General features: G+C 72.1%; 23 protein-coding genes and 2 tRNA genes. 17 read left to right on the top strand and 8 right to left on the bottom strand.

Features of this window, described 5'->3' with window-relative positions:
* The first annotated feature begins 72 nt into the window (after window positions 1-72).
* From LQ51_RS30785 to LQ51_RS30755, 7 genes are all read left to right on the top strand, one after another.
* The gene (locus LQ51_RS30785; protein WP_046571819.1) at window positions 73-1,251 is read left to right on the top strand and encodes an ROK family transcriptional regulator; all 1,179 of its coding nucleotides are present in this window, start codon (window positions 73-75) and stop codon (window positions 1,249-1,251) included.
* 77 nt (window positions 1,252-1,328) lie between these two features.
* On the top strand, window positions 1,329-2,840 hold the full coding sequence (locus LQ51_RS30780) for a sugar ABC transporter ATP-binding protein (RefSeq protein ID WP_197087962.1): 1,512 nt from the start codon (window positions 1,329-1,331) through the stop codon (window positions 2,838-2,840).
* Window positions 2,837-3,946 carry an ABC transporter permease gene (locus LQ51_RS30775; RefSeq protein ID WP_046571818.1) on the top strand — a complete coding sequence of 370 codons (1,110 nt, stop codon included), beginning with the start codon at window positions 2,837-2,839 and terminating at the stop codon, window positions 3,944-3,946. The genes LQ51_RS30780 and LQ51_RS30775 overlap by 4 nt, the downstream gene beginning before the upstream one ends.
* A gap of 94 nt (window positions 3,947-4,040) precedes the next feature.
* Complete coding sequence (locus LQ51_RS30770; protein ID WP_046571815.1) at window positions 4,041-5,084, top strand: substrate-binding domain-containing protein; 1,044 nt, start codon at window positions 4,041-4,043, stop codon at window positions 5,082-5,084.
* Window positions 5,085-5,106: 22 nt separating this feature from the next.
* Window positions 5,107-6,312 carry a Gfo/Idh/MocA family protein gene (locus tag LQ51_RS30765; protein ID WP_046571813.1) on the top strand — a complete coding sequence of 402 codons (1,206 nt, stop codon included), beginning with the start codon at window positions 5,107-5,109 and terminating at the stop codon, window positions 6,310-6,312.
* A gap of 378 nt (window positions 6,313-6,690) precedes the next feature.
* A complete protein-coding gene (locus LQ51_RS30760; RefSeq protein ID WP_046571812.1) occupies window positions 6,691-7,758 on the top strand; it encodes a polyprenyl synthetase family protein in 1,068 nt (355 codons plus the stop codon).
* Between the two features lie 269 nt (window positions 7,759-8,027).
* On the top strand, window positions 8,028-9,035 hold the full coding sequence (locus tag LQ51_RS30755; protein WP_046571810.1) for a sugar phosphate isomerase/epimerase family protein: 1,008 nt from the start codon (window positions 8,028-8,030) through the stop codon (window positions 9,033-9,035).
* A gap of 77 nt (window positions 9,036-9,112) precedes the next feature.
* On the opposite strand, the gene LQ51_RS30750 is transcribed toward LQ51_RS30755, so the two are convergent.
* Entirely contained in the window at window positions 9,113-9,514 is a 402-nt protein-coding gene (locus tag LQ51_RS30750) for a hypothetical protein (RefSeq protein WP_046571809.1), read from the bottom strand.
* Between the two features lie 281 nt (window positions 9,515-9,795).
* Between LQ51_RS30750 and LQ51_RS30745 the strand changes: the two genes are divergently transcribed.
* The 9 genes from LQ51_RS30745 (at window position 9,796) to LQ51_RS30700 (ending at window position 16,620) form a co-directional block, all read left to right on the top strand.
* Window positions 9,796-9,868: transfer RNA gene (locus LQ51_RS30745), tRNA-Asn, on the top strand.
* A 336-nt stretch (window positions 9,869-10,204) separates the two neighbouring features.
* A complete protein-coding gene (locus LQ51_RS30740) occupies window positions 10,205-12,325 on the top strand; it encodes an MMPL family transporter (RefSeq protein WP_046571875.1) in 2,121 nt (706 codons plus the stop codon).
* Entirely contained in the window at window positions 12,315-13,556 is a 1,242-nt protein-coding gene (locus LQ51_RS30735) for an NAD(P)/FAD-dependent oxidoreductase (protein ID WP_046571808.1), read from the top strand. Before LQ51_RS30740 ends, LQ51_RS30735 begins: the two co-directional genes overlap by 11 nt.
* A 153-nt stretch (window positions 13,557-13,709) precedes the next feature.
* A tRNA-Ile gene (locus tag LQ51_RS30730) sits at window positions 13,710-13,783 on the top strand.
* Window positions 13,784-13,896: 113 nt separating this feature from the next.
* Entirely contained in the window at window positions 13,897-14,181 is a 285-nt protein-coding gene (locus LQ51_RS30725) for a type II toxin-antitoxin system Phd/YefM family antitoxin (RefSeq protein ID WP_046571873.1), read from the top strand.
* A gap of 11 nt (window positions 14,182-14,192) precedes the next feature.
* The gene (locus LQ51_RS34235) at window positions 14,193-14,465 is read left to right on the top strand and encodes a type II toxin-antitoxin system RelE family toxin (RefSeq protein ID WP_046571872.1); all 273 of its coding nucleotides are present in this window, start codon (window positions 14,193-14,195) and stop codon (window positions 14,463-14,465) included.
* Window positions 14,466-14,788: 323 nt separating this feature from the next.
* The gene (locus LQ51_RS30710; protein ID WP_082159739.1) at window positions 14,789-15,445 is read left to right on the top strand and encodes an SEC-C metal-binding domain-containing protein; all 657 of its coding nucleotides are present in this window, start codon (window positions 14,789-14,791) and stop codon (window positions 15,443-15,445) included.
* A gap of 285 nt (window positions 15,446-15,730) precedes the next feature.
* Complete coding sequence (locus LQ51_RS31580) at window positions 15,731-16,093, top strand: hypothetical protein (RefSeq protein ID WP_156313287.1); 363 nt, start codon at window positions 15,731-15,733, stop codon at window positions 16,091-16,093.
* Window positions 16,090-16,620 (top strand): DUF6036 family nucleotidyltransferase, encoded by a 531-nt coding sequence (locus LQ51_RS30700; RefSeq protein WP_052745107.1) that lies wholly within the window; start codon window positions 16,090-16,092, stop codon window positions 16,618-16,620. Before LQ51_RS31580 ends, LQ51_RS30700 begins: the two co-directional genes overlap by 4 nt.
* A 242-nt stretch (window positions 16,621-16,862) precedes the next feature.
* Here the strand turns inward: LQ51_RS30700 and LQ51_RS30695 are convergent, their stop codons facing one another.
* From LQ51_RS30695 to LQ51_RS30665, 7 genes are all read right to left on the bottom strand, one after another.
* Window positions 16,863-17,930 (bottom strand): DUF2855 family protein, encoded by a 1,068-nt coding sequence (locus LQ51_RS30695; protein ID WP_046571803.1) that lies wholly within the window; start codon window positions 17,928-17,930, stop codon window positions 16,863-16,865.
* A gap of 179 nt (window positions 17,931-18,109) precedes the next feature.
* On the bottom strand, window positions 18,110-18,691 hold the full coding sequence (locus LQ51_RS30690) for a TetR/AcrR family transcriptional regulator (protein WP_046571802.1): 582 nt from the start codon (window positions 18,689-18,691) through the stop codon (window positions 18,110-18,112).
* A gap of 22 nt (window positions 18,692-18,713) precedes the next feature.
* Window positions 18,714-19,391: an ABC transporter ATP-binding protein gene (locus tag LQ51_RS30685; protein ID WP_046571801.1), complete on the bottom strand. Its 678-nt coding sequence runs from the start codon at window positions 19,389-19,391 to the stop codon at window positions 18,714-18,716.
* Entirely contained in the window at window positions 19,388-20,512 is a 1,125-nt protein-coding gene (locus tag LQ51_RS30680) for an ABC transporter permease (protein WP_046571799.1), read from the bottom strand. Before LQ51_RS30680 ends, LQ51_RS30685 begins: the two co-directional genes overlap by 4 nt.
* Window positions 20,513-20,779: 267 nt before the next feature.
* On the bottom strand, window positions 20,780-21,241 hold the full coding sequence (locus LQ51_RS30675; RefSeq protein WP_046571866.1) for a tetratricopeptide repeat protein: 462 nt from the start codon (window positions 21,239-21,241) through the stop codon (window positions 20,780-20,782).
* Window positions 21,242-21,273: 32 nt separating this feature from the next.
* The gene (locus tag LQ51_RS30670; protein ID WP_046571864.1) at window positions 21,274-21,804 is read right to left on the bottom strand and encodes a GNAT family N-acetyltransferase; all 531 of its coding nucleotides are present in this window, start codon (window positions 21,802-21,804) and stop codon (window positions 21,274-21,276) included.
* 414 nt (window positions 21,805-22,218) lie between these two features.
* Entirely contained in the window at window positions 22,219-22,620 is a 402-nt protein-coding gene (locus LQ51_RS30665) for a nuclear transport factor 2 family protein (RefSeq protein ID WP_046571798.1), read from the bottom strand.
* Between the two features lie 199 nt (window positions 22,621-22,819).
* On the opposite strand from LQ51_RS30665, the gene LQ51_RS30660 reads away from it, so the two are divergent.
* On the top strand, window positions 22,820-23,707 hold the full coding sequence (locus LQ51_RS30660; protein WP_046571797.1) for a phosphotransferase enzyme family protein: 888 nt from the start codon (window positions 22,820-22,822) through the stop codon (window positions 23,705-23,707).
* Window positions 23,708-23,869: the final 162 nt, after the last annotated feature.

The following is a 23,869-nucleotide window of genomic DNA, read 5'->3' as shown; positions in this document are numbered from 1 at the left end:
CTCCTACTGTGACGGACACGACACGTCGCCGTCGCGTCGCTGTCGATGACTCCGATGCGGAGGTGCGCCCCGGTGCGGACGGTGGATCCCCTGCACGTGCGGCTGCTGCGACTGCTGCGCGACGAGGGCGCGGTGTCCCGGGCCGAGCTCGCGGACCGGTTGCAGATGCCCCGCCCGCGCCTGCTGGCCGAGCTGGAACGGCTGGTCGGCCTCGGCTACGTGGCCGAGGCGGGGCTGGCCGCGTCCCGGGGCGGCCGGCGCTCCACCCTGGTCGAGCTGAACCCGCGCCTGCGGTTCGCCGCCGTCGACCTCGGAGCCAGCTCGATCGACGTCGAAGTGGTCAACGGCCGGCTCGAACCGGTGGCCGCCTACGCCGAGCCGGCCGACATCCGCTCCGGCCCCAAGGTGATCCTGCACCGGGTCAACGAGCTGCTGCACAAGGCCCGGGTGGAGGGCGCGTACGAGCGGCTCGACGCGATCGGCATCGGCGTGCCCGGGCCGGTCAGCTTCCGCGACGGGGTGCCGGTCTCCCCGCCGATCATGCCCGGCTGGGACCGCTACCCGGTCCGTGAGCTGCTGACCCGGGAGCACGGCTGCCCGGCGGTGGTCGACAACGACGTCAACATCATGGCGATCGGCGAGCGGCACGGGGGCGTCGCGCGCTCGGTCGACGACTTCCTCTTCATCAAGATCGGCACCGGCATCGGGTGCGGCATCTACCTCAACGGCCAGGTCTACCGGGGCACCGACGGATGCGCCGGCGACATCGGCCACATCCAGGTCGACCCGAACGGTCCGATGTGCTCCTGCGGGAACCTGGGCTGCCTGGAGGCGGTGTTCAGCGGCGCGGCGCTGGCCCGGGAGGCCGCCGCCGCGGTCCGCGCCGGGACGTCCCCGGCGCTCGCCGAGCGGCTCGCGGCCGGCGGCGCGGTGACCGCGCTGGACGTGGCGCAGGGGGCGGTCGAGGGGGACGTCACCTGCATCCAGCTCATCCGCGTCGGCGGCCGCCGGGTCGGCAGCATCCTGGCCGGCCTGGTCAGCTTCACCAACCCGTCGATGATCGTGATCGGCGGCGGGCTGGCCCAGCTCGGCCACATCCTGCTCGCCGAGATCCGCAGCGTGGTCTACCGCCGGTCGCTGCCGCTGGCCACCGGCAACCTGCCGGTCGTCCTCTCCGAACTGGGCCCGCGCGCGGGCGTCGCGGGCGCCGCCGTGCTCGCCAGCGACCTCGCCTTCGGGGAGGCGGCGTGACCCCGCAGCAGCGTGAGGAGGCCGACGTGACGAACGCGCCCCTGGTGGAGGCCCCCGCCGGCACCGTCGCCGGCGAGGTGGTCCTGCGCCTCACCGACGTGGTCAAGACCTTCCCGGGGGTACGCGCCCTGGACGGGGTGCAGCTCGAGGTGCGGGCCGGCGAGGTGCACTGCCTGCTCGGGCAGAACGGCGCCGGCAAGTCCACCCTGATCAAGGTGCTCGCCGGGGTGCACCGGCCCGACTCGGGGGAGGTCGAGTGGCGCGGCCGCCCGGCCGCCTTCGCCAACCCGCAGACCGCCATGCGCGCCGGGATCGCCACCATCTACCAGGAACTCGACCTGGTCGACGACCTGTCGGTGGCGGAGAACGCCTTCCTCGGCCACGAGCCGCGCCGGATCGGCTTCGTCCGGCGCGGGCAGACGGCCCGCCGGACCCGGCAGATCCTGACCCGGCTCGGCCACCCGGAGATCCCGCCCGGCCGGCTGGTCCGCCACCTGCCCGCCGCCGGCAAGCAGATCGTCAGCATGGCCCGGGCGCTGTCGCACGAGGCCCGACTGATCATCATGGACGAGCCGAGCGCGGTGCTGGCCCACGACGAGGTGGCCAACCTGTTCCGGATCATCCGGGAACTCGCCGCCCAGGGCATCGCGGTCATCTACATCTCGCACCGGCTGGAGGAGATCCGCGAGATCGGCGACCGGGTCACCGTACTCAAGGACGGCCGGACCACCGCGGCGAACCTGCCGGCCCGCGACACGCCGACCCGCGACCTGGTCGCCCGGATGACCGGGCGGACCATCGAGTACGTCTTCCCGCCGCGCCCGGCCGGCGAGGTCGACGGCGCGGAGCTGCTGCGGGTCGACGGGCTCACCCGGACCGGCGAGTTCGCCGACGTCTCGCTGAGCGTGCGGGCCGGCGAGGTGGTGGGCATCGCCGGTCTGGTCGGCTCCGGCCGCTCGGAGCTGCTGGAGACCATCTACGGCGCCCGGCGGGCGCACGCCGGCACGGTCCGGATGGACGGGCGCCCGCTCCGCCCGGGCAGCGTCGGCGCGGCCGTGCGGGCCGGCATGGGAATGGCCCCCGAGGAGCGCAAGAGCCAGGCGCTGCTGCTCGGCGAGCCGATCTACCGCAACGTCACCCTGTCCACCTTCGGCCGGTACGCCCGACTCGGGTTCACCGACGCCGGCCGGGAACGGGACGCGGCGGACCGGATCGCCGACTCGCTGGAGCTGCGCCCCCGCGACGTGCGCCGGCCGGTACGCACCCTCTCCGGCGGCAACCAGCAGAAGGTGGTGGTCGGCCGCTGGCTGCTCGGCGGCACCCGGCTGCTGCTGCTCGACGAGCCGACCCGGGGCGTGGACGTGGGCGCCCGGGCCGAGCTGTACCAGGTGATCCGGGCCCTCGCCGCGCGCGGCGTCGGCGTGCTGCTGGTCTCCAGCGAGGTGCCCGAGGTGCTCGGCCTGGCCGATCGGGTGCTGGTGATGTGGGAGGGCCGGGTGGTCCGGGAGGCCCCGGCCGGCGAACTCGACGAGAACACCGTGCTCGACCTCGTGATGGCGGGGTCCCTCATGGAAGGTGCACCGGCATGACCGAGACGACACCCACGGCCCCGCCGCAGCGGTCGGCGGGGCTGCCGGCCCAGTCGCCGCCGGTCGACCCGGCCGAGACCGCCAAGGCCGACGCCCGGGCGCGGCTCTCCTGGTGGCGCGGCGACGGCGGGGAGGGCGCCCGGCGCAACCTCGGCCTGCTGGCCACCCTGGTGGTGCTGGTGGTCATCGGCATCCTCACCCGGCCCGACCTCTACGGCGACGCGAGCTGGGTGTGGGGCAACACGCTCACCATCCTGAAGCTCGCCTCGGTGGTCGGGGTGGTCACCGTGGGGATGACCTTCGTGATCATCGGCGGCGGCATCGACCTGTCGGTCGGCGCGATCGTCGCCCTGGCCGGGGTCTGGTGCACCACCGTCGCGACGCAGAGCTACGGCGCCGGCGGCATGATCTTCAGCGCGCTCACCGTGGGGCTGGCCGTCGGCGTGGTCAACGGGCTGCTCATCTCGTACGGGCGGCTGGTGCCGTTCATCGCCACGCTGGCCATGATGGTGGCCGCCCGCGGCCTGGCCGCCGAGATCTCCGACAAGCAGACCCAGGTCTCGGACAACCAGTTCATCAACGGCATCGCCAGCACGAACGTGCTCGGCATCCCGCTGCTGGTCTACATCCTGGCCGCGGTGGTGCTGGCCGGCTGGGTGCTGCTCAACCGGACCACCTTCGGCCGCCGTACGGTGGCCGTGGGCGGCAACCCCGAGGCGGCCCGGCTCGCCGGCATCAACGTCCGCCGGCACACCCTGCTGCTCTACGCGCTCTCCGGTCTGTGCTGCGGCATCGCCGCGGTCATGCTGACCGCGCAGGCCACCTCCGCGCAGGCGGCGATGGCCAACCTCTACGAGCTGGACGCGATCGCCGCCGCGATCATCGGTGGCACGCTGCTCAGCGGCGGGCGGGGCACCATCGTCGGCTCCCTGCTCGGGGTGATCATCTTCTCCACGATCACCAACCTCTTCGCCATCAACGGCCTCTCCACCGAGGCCCAGAACATGGTCAAGGGCGGCATCATCGTGGTCGCCGTCCTGGTCCAGCAGGTGCAGTTCCGCAGTCTCACCCAGTTCCTGGCCCGCAACCGGGCCACCACCGCCTGATCCACCGCGACCGCCAGGCCGCCGTCAGTCCGACGGCGGTCCGGCCCGACGTACCCGAAAACACCACCCCCACCACCTCATCCAGGAGGTCGTCATGAGTAGTGACCTGTCGCGCCGCCGGCTGCTCTTCGGCGGCGCCGCGCTCTCCGCCGGCGTCGTGCTCGCCGGCTGCACCAGCAACGAGCAGGCGCCCACCGCCGCCCAGACCAAGGCCGCCGCGGCCGGGGCCAACAGCGAGCCGGGCAAGAAGGTGACCATCGGCTTCTCCGCCCCGGCCGCCGACCACGGCTGGATCGCGGCCATCACCAACAACGCCAAAGCGCAGGCCGCGGCGTACTCGGACGTGGAGCTCAAGGCGGTGGAGGCCGGCGCCGACGCGGCGGCGCAGCGGGCGACGCTGTCCACCCTGCTCTCCCAGCGGCCGGACGTGATCGTGCTGCTCCCGCACGACGGCAAGGAACTCAACGCGTTCGGCCTGGAGGCCATGAAGGCCGGCATCCCGGTGGTCAACCTGGACCGGGCCTTCCCGGACGCCAAGGCGTACCGGCTGCAGATCAAGGGCGACAACTACGGCATGGGCGTCGCCGCCGCCACGTACATGATCGAGCAGTTCAAGGCCAAGGGCGTCAGCAAGCCGATCATCGGCGAGATCGCCGGCATGGACGAGCTGGAGCTGACCCAGGAGCGGTCGAAGGGCTTCTCCGACACCCTGGCCCAGGCCGGCTTCAAGGTCACCAACCGGCGGGCGGCGCGGTTCACGGCGGACTCCGGTCAGCAGGAGGCGACCGGCCTCTTCCAGGCCCTGCCGAAGATCGACGCGATCTGGAACCACGACGACGACCAGGGCATCGGGGTCCTCGCCGCGGTCAACCAGGCCAACCGCAAGGAATTCTTCATGATCGGCGGCGCCGGCTCGAAGAAGGCCATGGAGGACATCCAGGCCGACAACACGGTGCTGAAGGCCACCGTCACCTACAGCCCGTCGATGGCCTCCTCGGCCATCTCGCTGGCCCGCCTGATCGGCCAGAACAAGGGCATGTCCGACCTGGTGGAACTCCAGGTTCCGAAGGAGATCGTGCTCGCCTCCGAGACGATCACCAAGGAGAACGCGGGCAGCTACCTGAAGCTCGGGTTCTGAAACAACCGGGGGGAGACCCACCTTGTCCACTCACGACAGCTTCCTGCGGGTCGGCATGGTCGGCTACGCGTTCATGGGCGCCGCGCACTCCCAGGCGTGGCGCACCGTGCACCGGGTCTACGACCTGCCGGCGCGGGTGCGGATGGCGCTCATCTGCGGCCGGGACGAACCGAAGGTGGCCGACGCCGCCGACCGGCTCGGCTGGGACGGGCACACCACGGACTGGCGGCGGCTGGTCGAGTCCGACGACATCGACGTGGTCGACATCTGCACGCCGGGGGACAGCCACTGCGAGATAGCCATCGCCGCGCTGGCCGCCGGCAAACACGTGCTCTGCGAGAAGCCGCTGGCCAACACCGTCGAGGAGGCTCGTCGGATGGCCGCGGCGGCCGCCACGGCCCGGGCCTCCGGGGTACGCGCGATGTGCGGGTTCAACTACCGCCGGGTGCCCGCGGTGGCCCTGATGCGCCGGCTGGTGGCCGACGGGCGGCTCGGCGAGATCCGGCACGTCCGGGCGGTCTACCTCCAGGACTGGATCGTCGACCCGCAGTTCCCGCTGGTCTGGCGGATGCAGAAGGACAGGGCGGGCTCCGGGGCGCTCGGCGACATCGGCGCGCACATCATCGACCTCACCCAGTACGTCACCGGCCAGCTCATCACCGGGGTGAGCGCGGTGACCGAGACGTTCGTCAAGCAACGGCCGCTGCCGGCCGGGTCGAGCGGCCTGGCCGCCCAGGCCGACGGCGACGGCCGGGCGACGGGGCCGGTCACCGTGGACGACGCCGCGGTCTTCCTGGCCCGGCTCGACGGGGGAGCGCTGGCCACGTACGAGGCGACCCGGTTCGCCACCGGCCGCAAGAACGCCCTGCGGGTCGAGATCAACGGGTCGCTCGGCTCGGTGGCGTTCGACCTGGAGCGCCTCAACGAGCTGGAGTTCTACGACGCCAGCCGGCCCGGCCCGGAGCAGGGCTTCAGCCGGATCCTGGTGACCGAGCCGGAGCATCCGTACCTGTCGGCCTGGTGGCCGCCCGGCCACATCATCGGCTACGAGCACTCCTTCACGCACCAGATGCGCGACTTCGTCGAGGCGGTCGCCACCGGCGCCGACCCGGCGCCGTCGTTCACCGACGCGTTGCAGGTCCAGCTCGTGCTCGACGCGGTGAGCCGCTCGGCGGAGCGGGCCGCCTGGACGGAGGTGGCGCCCGTACTGGCGGAACTGCCCGCCTGACCGGCGCGGCCCGGGGCGCCCACGGCGTCCCGGCGCCGCCACCCCGGGCTTCCCGGCCCCGACCGGCGAGGGCCCGCCGCGGTTGCGCCCCGCGGCGGGGAACGAGGTCGGTTGCCGGGGAGCGTGCCACCGGAACGTCCGGCCCGGCACGACCAGCTCGGCCGTCCGGTGCGGCCGGACCGGGATTCCCCGGCCGCACCGGCGGGCCGACCCGACCATCCGCCGGCGCGGGGGCGTCGTTGCCCCGCCGCGCCGGCGGCCGGACCGGCGGCAGCGCATCGGGGGTCGCCGGCCCGGGTACCAGCCGGATCCGGGCTGTCCGGTGGAGCCGGTGGGACCCCCACCTGAGGTATTGTCAGCCATGGATACCGAGGCGCCATGACTGTCACCGTCGCACCGACCGATCCGGCTCTGTTGCGTGAGCGTGTCGACGCCGCGCTCGCCGCGTTCCTGCGGCGGCGGATCCCGGCCCGGCCGGACGACGGTACGGCGGCCGTCCACGCCGAGCTACGCCGGTTCGTCCTGGCCGGCGGCAAGCGCCTGCGGCCGCTCTTCTGCTACTGGGGCTGGCGCGGGTTCGGCGGCCCCGACGGCACGCCGATCGTGGTCGCCGCCGCCGCGTTGGAGCTGTTCCACGCCTTCGCCCTGATCCACGACGACATCCTCGACCGCAGTGACCGCCGGCGCGGCCGCCCCACCCTGCACCGGGTCTTCGCCGAGCTGCACACCCGCTCGGGCTGGCGCGGCGACCCCCAGCGGTACGGCCGGCAGGCGGCGGTGCTCTGCGGCGACCTCTGCGCCGCCTGGTCGGGGCAGATGTTCCACGGCTGCGGCCTGGACCCGGAGCGGCTCCGGAGCGGGCACGCCGTCCTGGCCCGGATGCGGACCGAGGTGATCGCGGGGGAGTACCTGGACCTGGCCGCCGCCGCCGGGAACGGCTCGCCGGCCGCCGCTCTCGCGGTGGTCCGGCTGAAGACCGCCCGCTACACGGTGACCCGCCCGGTGCAGCTCGGGGCCGTCCTGGCCGGCGCGGACGATCCGACCGTGGCGGCGCTGGCCCACTTCGGCGACCCGCTCGGGGACGCCTTCCAGCTCCGCGACGACCTGCTCGGCGTCTTCGGCGATCCGGCCGTGACCGGCAAGTCCAACCTGGACGACCTGCGCGAGGGCAAGCCCACCGTGCTGCTGGCGCTGGCCCGGGAGGCGGCCGGGCCGGCCGGGCGGGAGCGGCTGCACCGGCTGGTCGGTGATCCAGGGCTGGACGGGGCCGGCGCCGCCGAGGTGCGCCGGATCATCGAGGCGAGCGGGGCGCGGGCGGCGGTGGAACGGATGATCGGGGTCCGCGCCGAGCTGGCCCGGGCCGCGCTGGACCGGCTGCCCCTGGCGGAGCCGGCCCGGGCGGCCCTGACCGGCCTGGTGCTGCGGGTGGTGGACCGGCGCCGCTGACCGGCCTGGCGCTGCACATGGTGGGCCGGCGTCGCGGACCGGACCTACCCCGGCGGGGCCGGGCGGCTCCGGCGGGCCTTCCCTGGCGGCCGTACCCGCCCTAGAGTGAGGGCGGCGACCGCGAGGTGGCCGGTGCTCCGGCGGGAGGCGCAACCCGTCGGACCCAGGCGCGACCGCGCCCACCGGTGCTCCCGTCGAGGTCGTCCGCATCCGGTCACCCTCGCCCCGGTCCGCAACGGAATCCCCATCCACGACAGGGGAGAAGGACAATGGCGCGACCGATCACGCTCTTCACCGGCCAGTGGGCCGACCTTCCGTTCGACGAGGTCTGCCGGCTCGCCGCCGAGTGGGGGTACGACGGCCTGGAGATCGCCTGCTGGGGCGACCACTTCGAGGTCGACAAGGCCCTCGCCGACGACTCGTACACCGACCGCAAGCTGGCCACCCTGGCCAAGCACAACCTCCAGGTCTTCGCCATCTCCAACCACCTGGTCGGTCAGGCGGTCTGTGACCACCCCATCGACGAGCGGCACCAGGACATCCTGCCCGCCCGGATCTGGGGCGACGGCGAGCCGGAGGGGGTCCGCCGCCGGGCCGCCGAGGAGATGAAGGACACCGCGCGGGCGGCGGCGAAGCTCGGGGTACGCACGGTCGTCGGCTTCACCGGCTCGTCGATCTGGCACACCGTGGCGATGTTCCCGCCGGTGCCGCCCGCGATGATCGAGCGTGGCTACCAGGACTTCGCCGACCGGTGGAACCCGATCCTCGACGTCTTCGACGAGGTGGGCGTCCGGTTCGCGCACGAGGTGCACCCGAGCGAGATCGCGTACGACTACTGGACCACCCGGCGGGCGTTGGAGGCGATCGGCCACCGGCCGGCGTTCGGGCTGAACTGGGACCCGTCGCACTTCGTCTGGCAGGAGCTGGACCCGGTCAACTTCATCTTCGACTTCGCCGACCGGATCTACCACGTGGACTGCAAGGACGCGAAGGTCCGTACCGGGGACGGCCGGCGCGGCCGGCTCTCCTCCCACCTGCCCTGGGCGGACCTGCGCCGCGGCTGGGACTTCGTCTCCACCGGCCACGGCGATGTGCCGTGGGAGGACTGCTTCCGCGCGTTGAACGCGATCGGCTACGACGGTCCGATCTCGATCGAGTGGGAGGACGCCGGGATGGACCGGCTGGTCGGCGCCCCCGAGGCGCTCCAGTTCGTCCGCCGGCTCGCCTTCGACGCGCCGGCCGCGGCCTTCGACGCCGCGTTCAGCAGCAAGGGCTAGCGTTCAGCAGCATGGGCTAGCCGACAACCGGGAGCGGGCCGGTCACCCGGAGGTGACCGGCCCGCCGTCCGGATGAATCAGAGGGTGCTGCCGTTGCTGCTCGTGCCGGACGACTTGCTGCTCGTGCTGGTGGTCGACGAGCCGGTCGTGCTGGTCGAACCCGTACCGGTCGAGCCGGCCTTGGCGCCGACCGTGGCCGGCGTGCCGGCGAACGGCTTGTCGGCCCCGGTCAGCTCCTGCTTGCTGCCGTTGCCGGTGCTCAGCTTCTCACCGAGCTTGGTCTGGCCCAGCTTGTCCTTGCCCTCGGAGTAGAGCCGGGTCGCCTGAGCCTGCGCGACCCCCGCCGCCTCCTGGACGGTCGGGTGGTCGAGCACCTTGCGACCCCGGACCACCAACTCCTCGTACTTCTCCCGGCCGGCACGGGCGCCCAGGACGAATCCCGCAGCCAGCCCGCCAAGAAACATGATCTTTCCGCGCATGGCGGCTCCTTCCGTACCTGACGCGCGCCGTTCCCGTCGGGATTCCCGTCGGGAGCGACCCTGTCGCGCCTGCGTCCTCTGTCGGCGGCTAACTACCCATCCTGCTCTCTCGTCATGCCTCCCTGGGCGAGGATGACGATTTGTCCAGATTGTTGGAGGTGGAATGCCGGGAAAGTCGTCGGGTCCGGTGCGGTAACCCCCTGGCGCACCACCCCCCGATGTCCTGTACTCTTGTCCCCGTCGCCCGGCGCGGAGAGATCCGCAAGCCGGGTGATCTACGGTCCCCCGTAGCTCAATTGGCAGAGCAGCCGGCTGTTAACCGGCAGGTTTTTGGTTCGAGTCCAAACGGGGGAGCTTCAGTTCGGACAGCACGCCCGTCGGCCCCGCCGGCGGGCGTTTCTCGTGGCCCGGCCGGCGCTCGCCTTCCGCCGCCCTGGTCGGCACCCGCCCGGCCCCCAGGCCCCGGCCCCCGGCCCCTGCCGCCCGGTCCGGCGCCCGGTCCGGTCCGGCCTGGCCCGGTCCGGCGCCCAGCCGTCCGCCCGCAGCCGGCGCCCGCGCCGCCCGATCGGTGCCGGTGCGCTGCTGTCGCCCACGTTTCCGCCCCCCGGCACCCGTTCGCCCGGCAGGATGGTCGATGTCGACTTAGACTCGCGCTGCGTCGATATCTGCGTCGATTCGAGGGTGGACGGGATGGCCGGAGGACGGAGCCGCTGGACAGCGACCCTGGTCGCGGTGGCGCTCGTGCTGGCCTGGCTGGTCGTCGGCGGCATCGCCGGGCCGTACGCGGGCAAGCTCGGCGACGTTGCGACCAACGACAACGCCGCCTTCCTGCCGACCGACGCCGAGGCGACCCGGGCCCAGGACCTCGCCGCCGGCTTCGTCGAGAAGGAGACCACCCCGGCCCTCGTCGTCTACGAACGTCCCACCGGCATCACCCCCGCCGACCAGCAGCGGATCCAGGCCGACGCGGCCCGCTTCGGCCAACTGCCCGGCGTGGTCGCCCCGTTGCCCCCGCCCATCCCCAGCCAGGACCGGCAGGCCGTCCAGGTGGTCGTCCCGATCGACGCGGCCGAGGGCGAACAGATCGGCGCCGTCGTCGACCGGCTGCGGGAGATCGCCGGTCCGGACCGGGACGGGCTCACCGTCGACGTCGCCGGCCCCGCCGGGCTGCTCGCCGACCTGATCGAGGTGTTCACCGCCATCGACGGGCCGCTGCTGCTGGTCACGCTGGTCGTCGTGCTGGTGATTCTGCTGATCGTCTACCGCAGCCCGGTGCTCTGGGTCTTCCCGCTGCTCGCCGCCGGCATGTCGTACTCGCTTGCGGCGGTCTTCGTCTACGTCCTGGCCCGCGACGACGTCATCAAGCTCAACGGACAGGCGCAGGGCATCCTCACCGTGCTGGTCTTCGGCGCCGGCACCGACTACGCGCTGCTGCTCATCGCCCGCTACCGCGAGGAACTGCACCGCCACGAACGCCCCTGGGACGCACTGTGGGCGGCCTGGAAGGGCGCCGCCCCGGCGATCGTCGCCTCCGGCGCCACCGTCATCGTGAGCCTGCTCTGCCTGCTGCTGTCCAGCCTCAACTCCAACCGGGCGCTCGGCCCGGTCGCCGCCGTCGGCATCGCGGCCACCCTGCTGGTGATGCTCACCTTCCTGCCCGCCCTGCTGCTGCTCGGCGGGCGGTGGGCGTTCTGGCCGCGACGGCCCCGCCACGACGACGCCGACCCGCAGGCCGAGCACGGCATCTGGGGCCGGGTCGCCGGCTTCGTCGCCCGGCGCGCCCGGGTCATCTGGCTGGTCACCGCGGTGGCCCTGGCCGCCCTCGCGCTCGGGGTCACCCAGCTCAACGCCACCGCCCTTGGCCAGTCCGACCTGTTCACCAAGCGCACCGACTCGGTCGCCGGCCAGGAGGTGATCGCCCGGCACTACCCGGCCGGCACCGGCAGCCCGGCCACCATCTTCGCCAACCAGGCCACCGCCGAGCAGGTCGCCCGGGCCGCGCAGGGCGTACCCGGGGTCGCCTCGGTCCGCCCCTTCACCCGGCAGGCCGGCCCGCCCGCGGCGGACGCCCCACCCACCGTGGTCGACGGGCGGGTGCAGCTCGAGGCCACCCTGGCCGACCCGCCGGACAGCGACCGCGCCGAGCGGACCCTCCGCGCGCTGCGCGAGACGTTGCACCGGGTGCCGGGCGCCGACGCCGTGGTGGGCGGGTTCACCGCCATCAACGTGGACACCGCCGACGCCTCCACCCGGGACCGCAACGTCATCATCCCGGTGGTGCTGCTGGTCATCGCGGTCATCCTGGCCGTGCTGCTGCGCGCCCTGGTCGCCCCGCTCCTGCTGATCGCCACCGTGGTGCTGTCGTTCCTGGCCACGCTCGGGCTCTGCGCGCTCGTCTTCCGGTACGTGCTCGACTTCCCCGGCGTCGACCAGTCGTTCCCGCTGTTCGCGTTCGTCTTCCTGGTCGCCCTCGGCATTGACTACAACATCTTCCTAATGAGCCGGGTACGCGAGGAATCGGTCCGCCGCGGCACCCGGGCCGGCGTGCTCGCCGGACTCGCCGTCACCGGCGGCGTGATCACCTCGGCCGGCATCGTCCTCGCCGCCACCTTCTCCGCGCTCGCCGTGCTGCCGCTGGTGGTGCTCGTCGAGCTGGGGGTGGCGGTCGCCGTCGGGGTGCTGCTCGACACCATCGTCGTCCGCTCGCTGCTGGTCCCGGCCCTGTCGTACGACATCGGGGCGCGGATCTGGTGGCCGAGCCGGCTGTCGCGGACCCACCGGGCCGGTGCGGAGGTGACCCGTGGCCGGTGAGACCGACGTCGTCATCGTCGGTGGCGGGCTGGCCGGCCTCGCCGCCGCGCGCCGCCTGCACCGCGCCGGCGTGCCCTGGCGGCTGCTCGAGGCCGGCGACCGGCTCGGCGGTCGGGTCGCCACCGACGCGGTCGACGGCTACCTGCTGGACCGCGGTTTCCAGGTGCTCAACACCGCCTACCCGCGCCTCACCGGCCTGCTCGACCTGGCCGCCCTGGACCTCGGCTGGTTCACCTCCGGCGTGCTGGTCCGCCGCGCCGACCGCCTCGAACGGCTGGTCAACCCGCTGCGCGACCTCGCCGGCGCACCCGGGACCCTCACCGCCGGGGTCGGTTCGCTCACCGACCGGCTGCGGCTCGCCAGCTTCGCCACCAGCTGCGCCGTGCTGCCGATCGGCCAGCTGCTCAACGCGCCCGAGACGACCAGCGAGGCCGCGCTGCGCCAGGCCGGCCTCTCCGGCGCCATCGTCGAGGAACTGCTCCGGCCGTTTCTCTCCGGCGTGCTCCTCGACCGGGAACTCGCCACCTCCAGCCACGTCCTGGCGATGATCCTGCGCGCCTTCGCCCGGGGCCGGATCGGCCTGCCCGCCCAGGGGATGGCCGCGCTGCCCCGCGCCATCGCCGGCCCGCTGCCCGCCGAACTGATCGAGCTGCGCACCCCGGTCGTCGAGGTCACGCCCGGCCGGGTGCGTACCCGGACCGGGGAGATCGCCTGCCGCGCCGTCGTGGTCGCCGTGGACCCGCCGGCGGCGGCCACGCTGCTGCCCCGACTGGCCCGGGTACGGATGCACGGCTACACGACCTACTACCACAGCACCGACACCCCGCCGTTGACCGAGCCGATCCTGCTGCTCGACGGGGACCGCCGGGAACTGGTCGCCAACACGGTGGTGGCCAGCAATGCCGCACCCACGTACGCCCCGGCCGGGCGGCACCTGGTGGCCACCTCGGTGGTCGGGACGCAGGCCCCGCCCGAGCCGGTGATCCGCCGCGAACTGGACCGCCTCTACGGCCGTTCCACCGCCGACTGGACCCACCTGACCACCGTCACGGTCCCGAACGCCCTGCCCGCCGCGCCGCCGCCGCAGGGCCGGCTGCGCAAACCGGTCTCGCTCGGCGACGGGCTCTTCGTGGCCGGGGACCACCGCGACACCCCATCCATCCAGGGGGCGCTGGCCAGCGGCTGGCGGGCGGTCGGCGCGGTCCTCGCGGAGCTGCGCGGCGAGGGCTGACCCGGACGGCTCGGGTGCTGCGCACCTGAAGGGACGGCTGCGGGGCGGCGCGCTGTTATCCTCGCGTTGCTCATCGTGGCGAACGAATCATGATGCGGCCCGTTCGGTGGTGGTCGGTGATCCATTGAGCGGGTTACGATCCGGCGCGGTAGCGGGGCGGTAGCTCAGCGGGTTAGAGCAGTGGACTCATAATCCATCGGTCACGGGTTCGAGTCCCGTCCGCCCCACACATTTCTCTGACCTGCCGTTTCCTAGCGACGTGCGTTCACCATGCGAACCATCGGCGTGTTGTCTGGAGGAACGGTGGACGCCCCAGCGGATTTTGGTCATACTTGTGACCATGACGACGCTGCCGTTGGGGGAAGTGAAGACTCGGCTTTCTGAGCTGGTGGGGCGGGTGCACGACCACCACGAGCGGGTGACGGTGACGGTGCACGGCCGGCCGTCCGCCGTGCTGGTGTCGGTGGAGGACCTGGAGCGTCTGGAGGAAACCGTCGCGGTTCTCGGGGATGCGGACACCCTGCGGCGGCTGGCCGATTCCGACGCGGAACTGGCCCGAGGTGAAGAGGTGTCCGCCGACCAGCTTGCGGAGACCATTCGCGCCCGTCGCGCCTCGGCCGCGTGAGCCCTCGGCCGTTGGAAGATCCGTACGGGCTTCGCACCACGCCGACCGTCCGTCGAGCGCTCGCCGAACTGTTGCCTGAGGCCGTTGTGATTGCCGCGTACGAGTTCATGACCGGGCCGTTGGTGCGAGAGCCCTACCGGGTCGGGAAGCGTTTGTTGCCGCCGTTGTCGGATCGGTTCAGCGCCCGGCGAGGCACTTACCGGATCATCTACCGCATCGACGACGACAACCGCATCGTGACCGTTGTGGACATTGATCATCGAAGGGATGTGTACCGCTCCTGACGCCCCTGGCTCTGCGTGCCCGATGGTGTCAAGGCAATCAGTACGGTAGGTGCCGCGTCGATGAGTGTGGCTGACGAGGCTGCAGCCCTTGAGGCTGAGGTGGAGCGGTATCCGGACGAGCGAGGTGAGATCCTGCTCGAGGCTGCCGACGCATGGCGTCGGGCTGGGCGGTTCGACCGAGCAGCCGACCTGCTGACCAGGCTGATCACTGACGGCGGTGGGGACGGCTGCTACGGGATGGCGCAGCTCGCTGAGGTGCGATTCGAGCAGGGTGACGTCGATGAGGCGTATGTCGTGCTGGATCGCCTGGCTCACACACAGCGATGGATGACGGTCACTGCACGCTGGTCGCCGAGCTGCTCGCCGAGCGAGGCGACCTGCATGGTGCGTTGCGCTGGTACGACCGGGCGGTGGCCCGCCTGTCCGCCGAGGAGTCGCGGGCGCTGAAGGGCCCGGATGGCTGGATGCAGATGTCTTCGGTGATGATTCGCGGTCGTCGTGAGGTACGTCGGCAGCTGGGGCTGGTGCCGGACACTACCGATGAGCTGGCTCCGGCGGTGCCGCCACAGCGGCAGCGGCTTGTCGACGTGGATGGTGTGCGGGACGCCGTGGTCTCTGGACGGGTGCCACGGCAGATGCGGATGCTGATCTTCCAGCGCCCGGAGCGGGCCGAGGCGCGACGGCGGTGGCCCCAGGAACATGACACGACGGACGACGAGCACTATCAGGCTGCGGAGCGCCGGTGGCGTGAGTTGGCGAACGGCGGTGTGCCAGCCATTCGGGTGGCGCCGGCAACTGTCGCCGATCTCTGTGAGTTCGCGGACCGGACCGGCGAGTCGCCTCTCGATCCAGCGCTCAAGGTCCGCTACAGCGAGACCCTTCCCGAGGAGCACACCATCGCGTGGCCGCCACCGCGGAACTCCCCATGCTGGTGCGGATCGACAGCCAAGTACAAGAAGTGTTGCGGCCGAGCGGTCTGAGCGGCGTCCTCCGACGCGCCGCATGCGATAGTTCGTCACGACGCAGCCCTACCTGCCAGCGTTCTCGTTCGCGGCAGGGGTAACGGGGCACCGGCAATGGTCGCCGTTTGGTTCGCATAGTGGTACCTCCGGCCCACCTTGTTGATCTTGCGTGCGAACCAGTCGGCCGCAGCGCGTCGTGATGCTCTGGTTGGCTGCCCGAATCGGGCTGTGGCTGGCTACGGATGCGCCGCCGAATGTACTAGCGTCGAGGGAATGAGGAATCGCGCCGCGAGGTATGAACCGATGACCGTGGCACGCCTAGGGGATCTGCTCGTCGGGTCCGACGAGACGCGACGGTGGCGGTTGGTGGCGGAGTTCCTTGAGGAGTACCGCTGGGAGCCGGCCGAGATACGCGCCGGTCTACTGGGCCAGGAACCAACGTCCACCGGCGACGAGCGCTGGGACGTATTCCTCGCGGCGTTGACGGAGCACCTGGCCGCCAAGGACGGGCGGGGTGCGCCACCGTGGGTCGAGACGCGGTCGCTGCGGCGGTTCTGGTTTCCGTTCAACACCCGTGCCGCCCGGGTCGACGCGGTGGTACACGCGCCAGCAGCATTCCGTCGTCGGGGCGTGTACGTGTCGGCGCAGGAGTTGAACGTCGCGTGAGCATCAACGATCCACTGCTGGACCGCACGGCGATCGAGGATGCCTTCCGCCGGCTCGGGGACCGGCTGGCGAGGCGAGGTGTGGTCGCGGACCTCTACATCTTCGGCGGGGCGGCGATGGCTCTGGCCTACGACGCCCGACGGGCTACTCGGGACATCGACGCGGTGTTCCAACCCCATGGCATTGTGCTCGACGAGGCTCGCGCGGTAGCGGATGAACTCGGCCTGCCGCACTGGTGGCTCAACGAGCAGGCGAGTGCTTATGTCGCCCCGGGAGGCGACGCGACGGCTCCGCGCGTCTTCGATCACCCCGGCCTGCGGGTGGCGGCGGCGTCTCCGGAGCATCTGCTGGCCATGAAGGTGCTTGCCGCACGACGGCGGGACGCCGAGGACATCCGCTTCCTGGTCGACCACCTCAGGTTGACCAGCGCGGAGCAGGTCCTCGCCCTGTGCGCGGAAATCTTCCCGGAGGAGGAGGTTCCCGGCCGGGCAAGACTCGTGCTCGACGACGTCTTCGACGACTCGTAGGCCCGTCATCGAGCCTTCATAAGGCTCTGGTAAATGTGCAGACGCAGCGGCAACGGCTCACCGGCGATCGTGACGGTGTGGTTCGCATGGTGGTACCTCCGGCCCACCACGGAAACGCCCTGCTCAGCCCTGCTGACGACGGCCCGGGCGAACGGCGTCAAGCTTCGTTCCGACGCCCTCGCCTCCTCGTACAGCCATCAGTACCGCCAAGACTGCATCGACTCGACCTCACAAGAGCGCCACTAGAACCGGACGATGTGGCCGGTGCGCGGTTCGCTGCGGCCGTGGTAGACGTCCAGCCAGAAGCGCCGGAGATCTTCCGGACCTGCACCGGCTCGTACCTCGAGCCAAGCTCCCGCCGCGTCGGCGAATCGCCGCCAGGCGTCGGCGAAGCGCTGGTCCAGGCCGTCGCGACCCCAGTCCTGGCGCCGTTTGCGCATCTGCACGGGCGCGAAGAACACCTCGCCCGCCGCGTCCGCGTTCGGGATCTGGTTGGTCAGGCCGACGGCAATGTCACGCACGAGCAATTCTCCGAGGTGTTCGCGCAGGGCCACCCGCGTCGCCGGGGCTCCGGACAGGTCGAGATAGACCGTCGGCACCGCCTCCAGGTCGGCGGCCTCGTCGTACGGCAGGACGTCGTCGTAGCTGCCGAGGGACCGTGTGAAGGCCACGTTGCCGGGCGAGGTGAGGCCGATCAGCCGTGGTCCGCGACCCCGCAACTCGAAGGCGGCGGCGTACGCGGTCTTGCTGGAGGCCGACGAGAGGACCAGCTGCCGCGCCCCGTAGAAGTCGTTGTCGATGACCTGGTCAGCCAACATGAAGGAGGTGAAGAACAACGGCCGGTACAGCACCAGCAGGTCCTCCTGGTCGGCGCGGTACGCGGCATCGTTCGCGGTCGACCGGTAGACGTTGTACGGCGACGGCAGGTCGGCACGGTGAGCGCTGCCGTCACGGAACCCGGTCGGGTCAACCCGCTCCGGCCGCACCACCAGATGGCCGGCCGGCGGAAGGTAGCCGTAGACCCGCATCCCCACCTCGACGCCGGGGGCGGCTGATTCGACCACCTCGGCGAAGCCCCAGAGGGGCGCGAGGCCCCACTCCGGGCTCAGCCCACGCGGCTCGGCCGGAAAGAACTGCCAGTACCGCATCGATTCACCGAGGACCGCGTAGGTCACGTTGTTGGCGGTCAGCCCGACCCGTTCCACCCGCAGCAGCGCCTCACCGGGTCGGATCTGCGGGGTCGCCCCGGCGACGACGGTGGTCCGACCGAGGTCATCGCGGGCGACGGCGAACGTCCATGAATCAGCCATGGCGTGACGCTAGATTCCGTGGTCATCCCAGACAAGTGCACTGAGAGTGCAAAATCCCACTGAACGCTCCGACGCCGTGTCGGCGATACCTGCTGTGCGAGAGCGGAGCGGAGGTCGGTGCATGGCGATTGATCCCGACGGCCACCTCCTGACGGTGTCCTCCGGCGGTGTCCCGCTGGCTAGACGTGACCGAGGAGGAACGGGGCCAGGAGTTCACGGACCCGCGCGTCGACGGCGCTCGTCTCCGCGCCGTCCTCGATCATGCGGCTGGCCGTGTAGACGACCGAGCTGATCAGGCGCGCCGTGGTGGCGGGGTCGGGCACGCCCAGTTGCTCGACGGCGGCGCAGAGGGGCTGGCTCATCTGGTCGTGCATGAGCTGGGTGCTGGCGTCGACCTGATCGCCCGGCACCGACTGGATCAGCGCGGTGGCGAGCGCGTGCTCGCCCTCGGCGACCAGGCGCAGGTTCGCGGTGGCGTACGCCAGCACCTTCTCGCCCGGGGTGCCGGCTGCGTCCATCGCGGCGTTGACCCGGCGTGACCAGTTCGGCAGGACCTCCTGCACCAGTTCGAGCAGCATGTCCTTGGCGGACGGAAAGTACTCGTAGACCGAGGAACGGGGCAACCCCGCCCGGGCCGCCACGGCCGTGAGGCTCGGCGCCTCGTGCGGGTTCTCCACCAGCAGGGCGCGGGCGGCGTCGAGGAGGACCCGGCGGCGATGCGCGCGGTGCTCCGCGATCGTCGGCGCGTCGATGCGCGGCACGGGTCCTCCTCTCTCGCGTCGCTCAGCCGGCCGAGAGCCGCCCGTCGATCATCTCGGCCACCCGGTCGCAGTGTTCCAGCACGTCGTGGTCGTGGGTCACCATAACGGTAGCGACGCCGGCCTCCTTCGTCTCCTGGGCGATCAGCTGCACGACCTCGTGGCTGCGGGCCCGGTCCAGCGCCGCGGTCGGTTCGTCGACCAGCAGCAACGAGGGCCGTCCCATCAGCGCGCGGGCGATGCCGACCCGTTGGCGTTCGCCGCCGGAGAGCTGATGCGGCCGGCGGTCGGCCTTGTGCGCCATCCCCACGTCCGCGAGCAGCGCGGCGGCGCCACGGCCGTCGGCCCGGCGCGGGCTGAGCTTGGCGATCAGCTGCAGCTGCTCCAGCGAGGTGAGCGCCGGGATCAGGTTGCCGCTCTGGAACACGAAACCGATGTGGTCGCGCCGGTACGCGGCCCGTTGCCGGGCGGTCATGCCGACGATGTCGTGGCCGTCGACGGTGACCGTTCCCCGTTCCGGGACGGTCAACGCGCCGGCCACCGCGAGCAGGCTCGACTTGCCCGCGCCGGAGGGCCCGACGACGGCCACCAGTTCGCCCGGGGCGACGGTCAGGCTCACCTCGTCCAGCGCGGTGACCATGGCGTCACCGTCGCCGAGGCGGACGACCACGCCGGACAGGTCCAGACCGGTACGGTTGTTCATCGCTGTGCTCCCAGTGCGGTGAGGGGGTCGACGGCCGCGATCCGGACGATGGCGGCGGCCGCACCGACCAGGCCGAGCAGGACCAGCAGGACGCCGGCGACCAGCACCGCGGGCGCCTCGATGGCGAACGGCACCGCGCTGCCACTGATCAGCCCGCCGAGCCCGACGCCGACGGCGATCCCCGCGCCGATCGAGACGCCGAGCACCACCAGCGCCTGCACCAGCCCGTCGCGCAGCAGGTACCGCCGGGCCGCGCCGATCGCCCGCAGCACCGCCAGCTCGTGCCGGCGGTTGATGGTCCAGACGGTGAAGAACGCGCCGACGACCAGGGCCGAGATGGCGTAGAGGAACACCTGGATGAGTTGCAGGGTCGAGGTTTCGGCGGTGTAGCCGGGCGAGCCCCCGTACGCGTCGACCTTGTCGAAGCTGGTCGTGCCGGCCGCGGCGTCGCCGGCGGCGAGGTCGAGGTCCCCGTCGGACCGGATGGCGATCGCGGTGGCCTCGTTGGCCGCCGAGGCGCGCAGTTCCTCGCCGGGGCCGACGCCCTGGTGCAGGCGCTGCCAGGCGGCCAGCGGCACGTAGGCGACGTCGACGTGGCCGTAGGTGCGCTGGTCCGACGTGGCGCCGACCACGGTGAACCGGGTGCCGATCCGGTCGATGACCACGGTGTCGCCGACCCGCAGGCCGGCGTCGAGCGCGGTCCGGGACACCACGATGCCGTTCGGGTCGCCCAGTCCGGCGCCCTCGGCGACCGGCGGCGCCAGGAACGAGTCCGGTTCCACCCCGAACATGGCCAGGTCGATGGGTACGTCCCGGTTGCTGCGGGCGTTGACCAGCAGGTTGCCGAAGAGGGTGGCGTCCCGTACGCCCGGCTGTTGACGCCACTGATCGAGCTGCTTCCGGTCCACCACGCTGCGGGAGAACGCCGAGTCCAGCTTGGTGTCGTGGGCGAAGGCGAAGGCGGTCACCGGCAGCCGCTGGAGGCCGGAGACACCGTCGTTGACCAGGCCCGAGGAGAGCCCGGACAGCAACACCACCAGTACCGCGATGAGGGCGACGACGCTACCCATGAGGGTGAACCGCCAGCGCGCGAAGCGGAGCTCGCGCAGAGCCAAGAACATGCATCCTCCAGCCGGATTTATTCGACGGTGCGTCGGCAACTATACCGGCGGGCCGTCGGAAAAATTCCGGGGGTACGGCTGGCCGCGACCGGGGCGGGGACGCCCGTGACCTCTGCACCGGCGTCAGTGGCGGTGCCACGGCGCTCGGTCGACGGGTGCGAAACCGGAGCCGGACCTCGGCCGCCCGCGTCGGATGGTGGAGCGAGCCGGACACGCGCGTAGAGGGCCAACCGTCACCTGCCGGCTGGCCCTCTACGAGGCGGGCTCCTACCTGGGGGTCAACTGCTGCGCCAGCAGATCCAGGCCGCGCTTGATCAGCCGCCCGTAGTCGTCCTCACCGAGTGCGCCCATGCCCGCCTGTGCCCGTCGCAGGCACTCGCGGGCGCGGTCGAGATCGCCCAACCGGCGGTAGCACTCGCCCAGGTTGAGATGCAGCGACGGATACAGGGCGGCCACCGTCATCGGCACCCCGGCCCGCGCGACCCGCTCGTCGGTGAGCAGGTCGGCCGCCGCCAGCGCGCGCTGATCCCAGATCAACTCCTGGCGGACGTCGTCCTGCACATCCGCCATCGAGTGCGCGAGGACGCAGACATGCAGCGGATCACCCTGCTCGCCGCCGATCTCGGCCCAGATCCGCGCGAACAGTACGCGCGCGGCTTCGCGCTGGCCCTGCTGATGATGAAGCTGCACCCCCTCGTTGATCCGTGCCAGCGTCTCATCGATGGTCATCAGCTGCTCCCATGCCGCTCGGCCGTCCGCCGTCACTCGGCGCGAAGTTCGCCTTCCAGCAGTCCCATCATGATCATGTCGTGCCACCTGCCGTCGCGCCGGAACGACTCGCGGGCCCGACCCTCCACGACGAAGCCGACCTTCTCATAGACCTGGATGGCCCGGGCGTTCTGATCCGCGACCCACAGCGTGATCCGGTGCAGGCGCATCTTGTCGAAACCGTACCGGCAGATCAGCCGGGTCGCCTCGGTGCCGTAACCGCGTCCCCAGCAGTCCTTCTCGCCGAGATAGATGTCCAGTTCGGCCTCGCCGGTCTCCGGCCGAGCGTCGCCGAGCTTCACCAGGCCGATCAGCCGCTGCTCCGCCAGCGTCTCGACCCCGAGCAGCACCTGCTCGTACGAGTTGCGCTCGCGCTGCTCGTATCGTGCGGTCACCTGCGCCAGGGATTCCGGGTATCCGTCGTCGAGCCAGCGCATCACCTCGGGGTCGTTGTTCCAGCGCCACAGGGCTTCCGCGTCGTGCGGCTCCATGGGTCGTAACCGAACGAGGTCTCCAGCGAGCATGTGGTGCTCCATCCGGTGGTGGCGGCGAGCCAACACCCCATCAGGGCCGCGATCACCGGCGCAACCGGCTTTTCCGGGCCTGCGGCGGGAGCGGCCCGCCGGGACACCGCCCGCCGGGCCCCGCGCCAGGGTCGTGACCGGCCGCGGGGTGTCCGTCGTGGCCCGGGCCGGTGTCCGGGTACGCCGCCCGCGTGGCGGCCGTCGCGGACCCCGGCCCGGCCCTCGTCCGGCGGGGCGCCCCGATCCGGCCCCAGCTCGGCCACCTCCGCGGCCAGCCGCGCCGCCTCCTTGCCCGGCCCTCGTCTGTCGGGGCGCCCCGGTTCCCGGCCCCGGCGGGGCGCCCCGGACCTCCTCCGGCGGGGCGGTCCGGCCCGGCCTCGTCCGGTGGAGGGCACCCCGCGGAGGTCGGGGCTGTCAGGCGGTGTGCTGCCAGAGCGGGGAAATGTCCGCCTGCGCGAGGCGCCAGCCGGCCGGCGTGCGGACGGCCGTGTACCGGGTCCGGACGCCGGCCCTGCGGTGCGGCGCCGCGCCCGCACGGTAGAAGTACACGAGCTGGTGGGCGCCGATCTCGGCGCGGTCGCCGTCGAGGTCGATCACGACGTCGCTGTTGAGGTGCTGGGTCAGCTCCTCCTCCGGGCTGGTCCGCCGCAGCACCTCGACGATCTCGTCGAGTCCGGCCAGGGTGCCGCGCGGGCTGCTGGTCCGGGCGTCGGGGGCGTAGACGGTCCGCAGGTCGTCGAAGCGTCGCTCATCCAGGGCCCAGGCGAGCCGGGCGACCAGCTCGGCGATCTCGGCGCGGTCGGTCACGGGTGACATCTCGGTCCTCCATTCGTTGGTGGGGCCAACGATAACTCGGATCGTTGGTCCGTCCGACGTTCTGTCGGGTGGGTCACTCCTCGAACCGGGTCCGGGCCCAGGGCAGGCGGCGGTGCCGTCCACCTCCGGTTGCGCAGAACCGGCGGCGCAACCCGAAAACCGGTAGTCGGCCACCCCTGCCGCTGCTGTACTTCGCCGCGTGATCGATGAGGAGCGGGTCCGTTCCTGTCTGGCGGCCGAGTGGTACCTCACCGGCGCGACCGTGACGACGCACAACGGCGGCATGAACTCGGCGACCTGGCTGGTCACCGCTCGCGGAGGGCGATGGGTCGCCAAGGCGGTCAGGCACGACTCCCGGCGATCCCTGGTGGGCGGGCTCACGGTGGCGGCTCAGGTGGAGCGGGCGGGTGTGCCAGCGGGCGCGCCGGTGGCCACCCGGCACGGCGACGTCGTCACGGAACTGGACGGGTTTCCGCTCGCCCTGCTGCGCTGGGTCGAGGGGGAGGAACTGTCCAGCAGCACTCCCGAGGACCAGCGGGTGATCGGCCGGACTCTCGGCCGGGTGCACCAGGTGCTCCGGGACAGCTCGGTCGAGGACGTCGAGGGTTTCCACTGGATCGACGTCCAGGCCCCGCACCTGGCCATCCGCCCCTGGATCCGGGCGGCCGTGGCCGCGGCCGTACAGGACTACGACGCGCTTGATCCCGCGGCCCTCTCCTGGGGCCTGTTGCACACCGACCCGGCTCCGGAGGCCTTCCGGCTGGACCGGGGCACCGGCAGCTGCGGCCTGATCGACTGGAGTACCGCGACGCGGGGCCCGCTGCTCTACGACCTCGCCTCCGCGGTGATGTACGTCGGCGGCCCGCGCCGCGCCGACTGGCTGGTCGAGGCGTACCTGTCGAGCCGGACGGTGGGACGAGCCGAAGTGGAGCACGCCCTGGCGACCCTGCTCCGGTTCCGCTGGGCGGTGCAGGCGGACTACTTCGCGCGGCGGCTGGCCACCGGTGACCTGACCGGCATCGCCAGCCACGCGCAGAACGAGAAGGGACTGGCGGACGCCCGCCGCTGGCTGGACCGGCTCGGCTGATCCGCCGCGGCGCAGCCGGCCGCTGGCGGAACGTCGGCCGCGGTGCCCCGGGACGATCCGGCCGACCGCCCGCGCCTGGTCGATCCACGGCGGGCGCTGACCGCCTCCTGAGTACCCCGGCTCATCCGCCCGCCCGGCGGGGAGGGAAGGATCGGGCCGTGA

The organism is Micromonospora sp. HK10 (assembly GCF_000982955.1).
Lineage (GTDB): Bacteria > Actinomycetota > Actinomycetes > Mycobacteriales > Micromonosporaceae > Micromonospora.
This window is presented reverse-complemented; position numbering and strand designations above follow the sequence as displayed.